This window comes from Aerococcus sp. HMSC10H05 (genome assembly GCF_001806975.1).
GTDB classification, from domain to species: domain Bacteria; phylum Bacillota; class Bacilli; order Lactobacillales; family Aerococcaceae; genus Aerococcus; species Aerococcus viridans_B.
Window position 1 is genome coordinate 1 of record NZ_KV786990.1, and the last position, 10020, is coordinate 10020.

General features: G+C 36.9%; 8 protein-coding genes and 1 tRNA gene. 1 reads left to right on the plus strand and 8 read right to left on the minus strand.

The genetic code is table 11. The features are described 5' to 3' along the window. Positions 1 to 160: 160 nt before the first annotated feature. The 7 genes from eno to clpP form a co-directional block, all read right to left on the minus strand. Positions 161 to 1462 (minus strand): phosphopyruvate hydratase, encoded by a 1302-nt coding sequence (gene eno, locus HMPREF3116_RS05830; protein WP_070468289.1) that lies wholly within the window; start codon positions 1460 to 1462, stop codon positions 161 to 163. A gap of 92 nt (positions 1463 to 1554) precedes the next feature. Continuing rightward, entirely contained in the window at positions 1555 to 3087 is a 1533-nt protein-coding gene (gene gpmI / locus HMPREF3116_RS05835; RefSeq protein WP_070468291.1) for a 2,3-bisphosphoglycerate-independent phosphoglycerate mutase, read from the minus strand. 3 nt (positions 3088 to 3090) lie between these two features. Next, the gene (tpiA, locus tag HMPREF3116_RS05840) at positions 3091 to 3843 is read right to left on the minus strand and encodes a triose-phosphate isomerase (protein WP_070468293.1); all 753 of its coding nucleotides are present in this window, start codon (positions 3841 to 3843) and stop codon (positions 3091 to 3093) included. A 49-nt stretch (positions 3844 to 3892) separates the two neighbouring features. After that, positions 3893 to 5086 carry a phosphoglycerate kinase gene (pgk, locus tag HMPREF3116_RS05845; protein WP_070468295.1) on the minus strand — a complete coding sequence of 398 codons (1194 nt, stop codon included), beginning with the start codon at positions 5084 to 5086 and terminating at the stop codon, positions 3893 to 3895. Positions 5087 to 5187: 101 nt separating this feature from the next. Then, complete coding sequence (gene gap, locus HMPREF3116_RS05850; protein ID WP_070468298.1) at positions 5188 to 6201, minus strand: type I glyceraldehyde-3-phosphate dehydrogenase; 1014 nt, start codon at positions 6199 to 6201, stop codon at positions 5188 to 5190. A gap of 37 nt (positions 6202 to 6238) precedes the next feature. Further along, entirely contained in the window at positions 6239 to 7276 is a 1038-nt protein-coding gene (locus HMPREF3116_RS05855) for a sugar-binding transcriptional regulator (RefSeq protein WP_070468300.1), read from the minus strand. Positions 7277 to 7580: 304 nt separating this feature from the next. Beyond that, positions 7581 to 8177 carry an ATP-dependent Clp endopeptidase proteolytic subunit ClpP gene (clpP, locus tag HMPREF3116_RS05860; protein ID WP_070468302.1) on the minus strand — a complete coding sequence of 199 codons (597 nt, stop codon included), beginning with the start codon at positions 8175 to 8177 and terminating at the stop codon, positions 7581 to 7583. Positions 8178 to 8475: 298 nt separating this feature from the next. On the opposite strand from clpP, the gene HMPREF3116_RS05865 reads away from it, so the two are divergent. Further along, positions 8476 to 8547, plus strand: a tRNA-Arg gene (locus HMPREF3116_RS05865). A 248-nt stretch (positions 8548 to 8795) separates the two neighbouring features. Here HMPREF3116_RS05865 and HMPREF3116_RS05870 read toward each other — a convergent pair. Next, positions 8796 to 9638 (minus strand): cell wall hydrolase, encoded by an 843-nt coding sequence (locus HMPREF3116_RS05870; RefSeq protein WP_070468304.1) that lies wholly within the window; start codon positions 9636 to 9638, stop codon positions 8796 to 8798. Between the last annotated feature and the right edge of the window lie 382 nt (positions 9639 to 10020).

Genomic DNA, 10020 nt, shown 5'->3' on the forward strand with positions numbered 1-10020 from the left:
TTTTGGTCACCAACACTATTTGACACAGAACCGTAAGTTCTTGCAGTCGGTATTGATTCAATTTATGCAACACAGAACCAAATAAAAAAGCACAGATACTCGTGTACCTGTGCTTAGATGTTAACTGTCTGAATATTCAAAAGTGATAAGCTAATTTAAATTATTTGTTTTCTAAGTTGTAGAAAGCGTTTAGCCCTTGGTATTCAGCTAATTCGCCTAATTCATCTTCGATACGTAATAATTGGTTGTATTTTGCCATACGGTCAGTACGTGATAATGAACCAGTTTTGATTTGACCAGCATTAGTTGCTACAGCGATATCAGAGATTGTTGAATCTTCTGTTTCACCAGAGCGGTGAGATACTACGGCTGTGTAGTTTGCACGTTTAGCCATTTCAATAGCGTTGAATGTCTCAGTTAAAGTACCAATTTGGTTAACTTTAATTAAGATTGAGTTACCAACGTGGTTAGTAATACCGCGTTCTAAAATTTCAGTGTTTGTTACGAATAAGTCGTCACCAACTAATTGTACTTTTTCACCTAATTTTTCAGTTAGTAATGCCCATCCATCCCAGTCATTTTCGTCCATACCATCTTCGATAGTAATGATTGGGTATTTAGCAACTAATTCTTCTAAGAAAGCAACTTGTTCTTCAGCGTTACGTTTAGCTCCGCCTTCACCTTCGAATTTAGCGTAGTTGTATACGCCATCTTCGTAGAATTCTGAAGAAGCACAGTCGAAACCTAAGAACATGTCTTCACCTGGTTTGTAACCAGCAGCTTCAATTGCTTGAATAATAGTTTCAACAGCATCTTCTGTTCCCTCAAAACGAGGCGCAAATCCACCTTCATCACCAACAGCAGTCTCTAAACCACGATCAGATAAGATTTTTTTCAATGCGTGGAATGTTTCAGCACCCCAACGTAAAGCTTCTTTGAATGAAGAAGCACCAGCTGGAATAATCATAAATTCTTGGAAAGCGATAGGTGCATCAGAGTGAGAACCACCGTTAACAATATTCATCATTGGTGTTGGTAATACTTTTGCATTGAAACCACCTAAGTAGTTGTATAACGGGATGTTTAATTCATCCGCAGCAGCGCGAGCAGCAGCAATTGAAACTGCCAAGATAGCGTTAGCACCCAATTTACCTTTGTTTGCTGTACCATCTAATTCAATCATAGCAGCATCAATACCGATTTGATCAGTTACGTCAAGTCCGATAATTGCATCCGCGATAGCATTGTTCACGTTGTTTACAGCGTTTTGAACACCTTTACCTAAGTAACGTTCTTTATCACCGTCACGTAATTCAACAGCTTCGTGTTCACCAGTTGAAGCACCTGAAGGAACGATTCCGCGACCAAATCCTCCAGCTTCAGTGTAAACTTCAGCTTCTACGGTAGGGTTACCACGTGAGTCCAAGACTTCGCGTGCATAAATATCAGTAATTACAGACATAATTTCTCTCCTTTAAATTCAAAATAATTTTTAAATTTGTTACATTCATATTATACCATACCCACTAATGAGTAGGTATAGATATTCATTGTTTAGTGCTTAATTAAGCTTTCTCCAGTCATTTCAGCTGGTTGATCAATATTTAATAAATCTAACATTGTTGGTGCAACGTCAGCTAGGCGACCATCTGTACGTAATTCAATACCTTTTTCAGTCACAATTAGTGGCACAGGTACTGTTGTATGCGCGGTATTAGGTGAACCATCTTCGTTTAATTCTGTTTCCGCATTTCCGTGGTCAGCAAAGATTATTGCTTTTCCGTTTTTAGCTAATAAGGCATCAACTACACGACCTAAACATTCATCAACAGCTTCAATTGCTTTAATAGTAGGTTCTAACATACCTGAGTGACCTACCATATCTGGGTTAGCAAAGTTTAAGATAATTGCATCTTGACGATCATTTTCAATCTCATCAACTAATGCATCTGTTACTTCATAAGCAGACATTTCCGGTTTCAAATCGTAAGTCGCAACTTTAGGTGAATTGATCAATATACGTTTCTCGCCTTCAAACTCATCGTTTGTTCCACCATTCATAAAGAATGTTACGTGTGGATATTTTTCAGTTTCAGCAATACGTAATTGGTTTAGACCGTTATCAGATAACACTTGCCCTAGTACATTTTTCAATGCAATTGGTTTGAATGCAATATCAGCAGGAATTGTATCTTTATATTTAGTCATAGATACAAATTTCACATTTGTTGGCACATTACCACGATCAAAGTTGTCCCACTCATTTGCAGTTACAGCATCTGAAAGTTGGATAGCACGGTCTGGGCGGAAGTTTGCAAAGATAATTGCATCATTATCTTCTACCTGGCCTACTGGTTTGCCATTAGCATCAACAATTAAAGTAGGCACTACGAACTCATCAGTTACATCTTCAGCATAGTTAGCTTTAACAACTTCAATTGCGTCTTCACCAGTTTCGCCTTTAGCATTAAAGATGACATCGTAAGCCTTTTGTACACGTTCCCAGCGATTATCACGGTCCATAGCATAGTAACGTCCTGAAACTGAAGCAATTTGACCTAAGTTCTCTTCAGCCATTACTTTTTCAAGCGATTCAATGTATCCTGGCGCTGCATGTGGATCAACATCACGTCCGTCTAGGAAAGCATGAAGGTATAATTTTTTAACACCTTTAGCTTTAGCATCTTTAATCAATGCTTCAATATGACGTAAGTGGCTATGTACCCCACCATCAGATAATAATCCAAAGATATGCAAAGCAGATTGGTTATCAGTTACGTGAGAATAAGCACCATTCAATGCTTCATTTTCAGCAAACTCTCCATCTTCTATAGCTTTGTCAATTCGAGTTAGGCTTTGGTATACAATACGGCCAGCACCAATATTTGTATGGCCAACTTCAGAGTTACCCATTTGTCCATCAGGTAGCCCTACGTCTAACCCAGACGCTTTCATTGTAGCGTGTGGAAATTCATTCCAGTAACGGTCAAAGTTTGGTTTATTTGCTTGTGCTACAGCATTACCATATGATTCTTCTCTCCAACCGAATCCATCTAAGATAATAATAGCTACGGGTGATTTAGACATGTGTTATTTACCTCCATTTAATAATGCGATGTAAGAAGTAACATCAAGACTAGCTCCTCCTACGAGCGCACCGTCAACATCCTCTTTGTCAAGTAATTCAGCAATATTTCCAGGTTTTACAGAACCACCATATAAAATACGTGTTTGGTCAGCGGCTTCTTTACCAGCGATTTCGAATAATAAATCACGAATGTGCGCTGACATGTCTTGAGCATCCTCAGCAGAAGCAGTTTTACCAGTACCGATTGCCCAAATTGGTTCATATGCAATGACAGCTTGAGCGATCTGATCAGCAGTTAAACCTTCTAGAGCAGCACGAATTTGTCCGCTAACCCATTCTTTTTCTTGCCCAGCTTCACGAGTTTCTAATGTTTCACCGCAGCAAATAATTGGTGTCATGTTGTGGCTAAAAATGCTTGCTGCTTTTTTACGCACATCTTCATCAGTTTCGCCAAATAATTCACGACGCTCTGAATGTCCGATAATAACGTACGGTACACCCAACGCTTCTAAAGCAAGTGGAGAAATTTCACCAGTGAAAGCACCTTCATCTTCAAAGTGTACATTTTGTGCACCGATTTGAATGTTAGTACCTTCTACTTCTTCAATCAATTTCTCAATGTAGATTGCAGGTGATGCGATTAAAGTTTCAGCTTCTGTTTTAGGAAAACCTTCCTTAAGTGCAGCAATGAATTCATGAGCCTCAGCAGCGGTTTTATTCATTTTCCAGTTACCAGCGATTAATGTCTTACGCATATATTAAAAACTCCTTTACGAAAAGTTTTACTCAATTTATTTACGTCAATTATTTGTTCGCAATTGCAGCGATACCAGGTAATTCTTTACCTTCTAAGAATTCTAATGATGCCCCACCACCAGTAGAAATGTGTGAGAACTTATCGGCTAATCCTAATTGGTATGCAGCAGCCGCTGAATCTCCACCACCGATGATAGTAGTAGCATCTGTTAAATTAGCGATAGCTTCACCAACACCATTTGTACCTTTAGCAAAGCTTGGCATTTCGAATACACCCATTGGGCCATTCCAAACAACCGTTTTAGCATCAGCAACTTGTGATGCATAGTATTCAACAGTTTTAGGACCTACATCTAATGATTGCCAATCTGATGGGATACCATCTGCGTCAACAACGTCAGTATTTGCATCATTATCAAAAGCATCTGCAACAACAAAGTCAACAGGTAATACTAAACGATCACCAGCACGTGCCATTAAGTCTTTCGCTAATGGAATCTTGTCTTCTTCTAATAGAGAACCACCAACTTCGTAACCTTGAGCTTTCATGAAGGTATAAGCCATACCACCACCGATTAAAACTTTATCAGCTTTATTTAGTAATGATTCAATTACACTAATTTTATCAGAAACTTTCGCGCCACCTAAGATTGCAACGAATGGTCGTTTTGGCTCATTAACTGCATCGCCTAAGAACTGAATTTCTTTCTCCATTAAGAAACCAGCAACAGCCTCGATATTATTTGAAATGCCAACATTAGATGCATGCTCACGGTGAGCAGTACCGAATGCATCATTAACGAATACATCTCCTAATGAAGCCCAGTATTTACCTAATTCCGGATCATTCTTGCTTTCCTTTTTACCGTCTACATCTTCGAAACGAGTGTTTTCGAACATTAAGACTTCACCATCTTTTAGATTGGCAATCGCATCTTCTAATTCTTGACCACGAGTTTGTGCTACAAAAGTAACTTCTCTACCTAATTTTTCAGATAAACGTTCTGCAACCGGGCGTAAAGATTTAGAAGCTTTATCTTCTTCAGTTTTTACTTTACCAAGATGAGAGAATAATACTAAACGTCCACCTTGCTCAAGAATATACTCAATAGTTGGTAAAGCTTGAACAATACGGTTGTCATCAGTAATATTTAGGTCTTTGTCCATTGGAACGTTAAAGTCAGCACGTTCTAGAACAACTTTACCTTTTAAATCAATATCTTTTACAGTTTTCTTAGCCATTAAAATAGCACTCCTTATCTTAAGTTGTTAATCAATAAAAAAGGGCAGGAAGCGCGAAGCTTCCCGCCCAAATTCAACTGATTTTACTTTTAAACAACTAATTATTGTTTAGCAGCAAAGAATTCGATTAAGCGTACGAATTGAGAAACGAAACCAGCTTCGTTGTCGTACCATGCAACAGTTTTAACTAATTGGCCATCTTCAGATTCGATAACTTTAGTTTGAGTTGCGTCGAAGATTGAACCAGCTGGAACACCAACGATATCAGAAGATACAATTTCATCAGTGTTGTATAAGAATGATGGATTAGCATATTTTTCCATAGCAGCATTTACTTCTTCAGCTGTTACTTCTTTGTCTAAAACTGAGTAGAATTCAGTCATTGAACCAGTAACGATTGGAATACGGATAGCAGTACCATCAACTTTACCGTTAACAGAAGGGATAACGCGACCTACAGCTTTAGCTGCACCAGTAGATGCTGGAATAGCGTTTTCTGCAGCAGCACGACCATTACGGAAGTTACCTTTTTTACCGTTTGGTGCATCTTGTAATGATTGTGTAGAAGTGTAAGCATGGATTGTTGACATTAAACCATGTTTGATACCAAATTCTTTTTCTAACACGTTAACTACAGGAGCTAAACAGTTAGTAGTACATGAAGCACCTGAGATAATTGTGTCTTCAGCGTCAATGATATCTTCATTTACACCGTAAACAATTGTTTTAGTTTCAGCATCAGCAGGAGCTGAGATGATAACTTTTTTAGCACCAGCATTGATGTGTGCTTGAGATTTTTCTTTTGTAGCGTAGAAACCAGTACATTCTAGAACGATATCAACACCTAAGTCACCCCAAGGTAAATCGTTTGCATCACGTTCAGAGTATACTGTGATTTCTTTACCATCGATAGAAATACCATTTTCTGTAGTTTCGATATCGTGGTTGAAAGTACCATGAGCAGTATCATATTTTAATAGGTAAGCTAAGAATTCGTTGTCTGTTAAATCGTTGATTGCCACGATTTCTACATTTGATTCATTTTCTTCCCAGATACGACGTAAAGTTAAACGACCGATACGACCAAAACCGTTAATTGCTAATTTAATTGCCATACTACAAAATTCCTCCTTAATGGAATACAAAATTATTTTAATGGGATTCCCCATTTAAAACCATATTTGAGGCACCTTGATCAGTTATAATGACTAACTGCTTAGGTGCGAGTTTTGCAAAAGCTTTTATTGCTTCTGCTTTTACACTGCCTCCAGCGATAAGAATTGGCAAATCGATCTCTGCCAAGTCTTCTAGTTGAAGACCTATTCTAGGGATTCGGTGAACAATTTTACCTTCTTTATCGAAGAAACACCCAAACACTTCCCCTACAGCGTGGTTACTCTTAATCTTAGAAGAACTCTCTGAATCAAGTCCCCTACGCTTTGCCATAATTTTAGCATTACCAACACTGAAAAGCAAAATGTTAGCCTCTTTTAATCGTTTTAAAGTTGATTGAATTACTGGATCATTCATTAAAGCCATATTTGCAACCTCAGATAGGTTCTCAGGTGCGTATAAAGAAATGTTATGTCCATGCAATTTTTGAGCTAAAATATCACTAATCGTATTAGCTTGAGTTGCTGAAGCATCTCCTATTCCTCCTCTAGCTGCAACCACGGTAAAGTGTTTGTCAGCTGAAGGCGCTAATTGAACATGTTCGCTAACCTCTAGCATAGTCGAACCACCCGTAACAGCAATCGTATGATTACCGCTAGGCAGTTTTTTGTCCAAGTATTTTGAAACTTGTAGACCCATTTCAAACAATATATGTTGATCTTGATCTATGTCTCCTGAAACAATTCGAGCATCTGCTATGTTGAGCACATCAGCCAAGTACTGTTCTTGTAGGTGAATTTCATTTGTATCACGCCACAACTCTTGACCTGTAGCAATTGCTCTTTCTCCTTTTGAAGTAATAGTCATACCAGCAGGAGATGATTCAATGAGATTTTGTTGTTTCAAAACATCTGTAATTGTACGTAATGGTCTTTCCGTGATTCCTAGCTTTTCAGCTAGTCCCTTACGACCAATAGGACCATCTTTGAAAATCCTTTGTAAAACTGAGATTCTATCAAAATAGTTCTTTTGAACTTCTGGAACTACTTCGGTAATACTTTTAAATAATTCGTCCATAGTCCCCACTTTCCTAGTACAAATACACAGAGTAAAAAAGAGTTGGACTTATTTAGTCCGGGATGTCTTTTTTTGACCACCTTGCAGTAAAAAAATAAGATTCCAAAGAACCAAACCTCTTTACACGATTATGATACCAATAAATTTATCCGCTTGCAAGCTTTTGAAGACTTTTATTGTCAGGTCCCATAATCAATATAATAATTACTGATAACCTATCTTCTTTTTATGAAAGGAAGTAATCCAAATATAACAAAAAAGAAGTAGGTACTAGCCCCACTTCCTTTTCCATTTAATTGAAAGTTTATTTTTCAAGTTCATCGTTTTTAGTCATGATTTGGTCTAATAAACCGTACTCTAAAGCTTCATCAGCCGTTAACCAATTATCACGGTCTGTATCACGTTCGATTACTTCAACTGGTTGACCAGTCATTTCAGAATACAAGCGATTCATTTTTTCCTTAGTTTTTAAGATGTGGCGTGCTGCAATTTCAATTTCAGTTGCCTGTCCTTGTGCGCCACCTAATGGTTGGTGAATTAAGATTTCAGCATTCGGTAATGCATATCGTTTACCCTTAGTTCCTGCCGCTGCTAGGAATGAGCCCATTGATGCTGCCATCCCCATAATAATTGTTTGTACATCAGCATGTACAAATTGCATTGTATCGTAAATCGCCATACCAGAAGTGATTGATCCACCTGGTGAATTGATGTATAGGTAGATATCTTTATCTGGATCTTGTGCATCTAGGAATAATAATTGTGCAATAATTGAGTTAGCTAGGTCATCATTTACCTCTCCACTCAACATAATAATACGGTCTTTTAATAAGCGAGAGTATATATCGTAAGCACGTTCACCGCGAGATGATTGTTCAATAACTGTAGGTACTAAATTCATTTAAATATCCTCCTTTTAAACTTGTATATATGTATTATACCTTTATGGTCAAAATTGGTCAACAAATAAAACTCCATTAATTTACGTAATTATTCTAGCATACACTTATCTTCTTACCCAACAGGCAAACTCAAAAGCTCATTAGCTCATAAGCGTTAATTTAGTGCTCTAAGGTGCCCTAATACCGCATTTATAATAGTAGCTTTGCTGCATTTCTATATTTAAAGTTCACTTGTATTCATCTGAAAACTAGGCTATAATAATTCTGTTATGGTTAATGTTGATCTTAAGACCATTTGCGCCTATAGTGTAATGGATATCACATAAGATTCCGGTTCTTATAATGGGGGTTCGATTCCCTCTAGGCGTGTTCAAATGAAGAATTTATTAAGTTGTTGTTTCTATGAACAGCAGCTTTTTTTGTGTCTTTATATTATAAATTTATTCATCATCTCTCTTTTAGATATTTATACTCTCTTTTATCTCTTCACATTGTGTATTTTTATTATTCTATTGAAATTTAAACGAACAAATATTTTTTACTATTAATCTTATGAAAAATAATAAAAAAACCGGGAGAATCTCCCGATTTTTCCGTCTATTGTATTTTATTTTTTATTAGAAGAATACGTTAGTCACACCATCGCCTGAAGCACGGAATGATTCAGCTGATGTCGTTACACCATTTGTTAATACATCATTTACAGCTCGGTAAGTTTCATCAGAAACTGTTGCTCCTGCAGCCATACCATTTGAAACAACTTCAAATTGGCCTGGTGCGTTAACTACTGATAAGAATGAAGTACCACCCCAATTGCCTGAATTTGCACGGTTAACAATTACTGAAAATACTGCTGCTTTTTCAGAATAGCTTGGACCCGCTTCGCTCTCAACTACTTGTAATACCTGGTAAGGAATCTCTGAAGCTGCTGAATATGAAGATGTTGAAGTTGTAGATACTGCTTGAGTTGTTTCTTTTGCTTCATAAGAAGCTGTTTCTACAGATGCTACTTCTTCCGTTTCTTCTACTTCAAATGCAACTGGTTCAACACTTGCTTCTTCAACTGTTTCAGTTTTCTCAACAGTTTCTTCTTCTACTTTATAAGTATCTTTTTTATTGTTTGTATCTTCAATAACAACTTCATTAACCTCACCTTCATCATTTTTAGTAAATGAAATAGAATTAGATGGGAAAATTAAATTGGCATTTTCAATTTCATTGATTTGTACTAGTGTATTCACGTCAACACCTGCTGCACTAGCGATTACTGATAAAGTATCGCCATATACTACTGTATACTCAGAAGTTGATTCATCAATTGCTTGCATATCAGCTGAAACTTCTTCGACACTACGTGCAGTCCATTCTGCTGCTTTCGCTTCTTCAGTGTTAAATCCTGCTGTCGCAAATAATGCTGACAATGCAAATGTTGTTCCTAGAATCATTTTGTTAAATTTCATGTTAAATAAAACTCCTTATTTATTTAGCTATTACTAAGCTATTTATTTAGCCACTGTTTCGACTACATGCAATATACTACACGGTGTGGATTCAAAAGGAAACCCTATAACCCCATTCGTTAAGGGGCTTTAAATGGAGTGAAATGTTTTGTAATTTTTAATATTTTCGTCTCAATTATTACAAATCAACATTTTTCCTATTATGATAACTTTTACAGCACTTTCATAAATCATTGCATATTTTAATAAGTTATAATTGTGACATTGTATGTAACAATTATTATTTGAAAAATAAGTATTTTATTCAAGTTAAAAGTCCCTATAATCGTCTTTTTACTACTATTTAACAGATTTCGGTTCTATGATAAATAGTGTTGGTGGG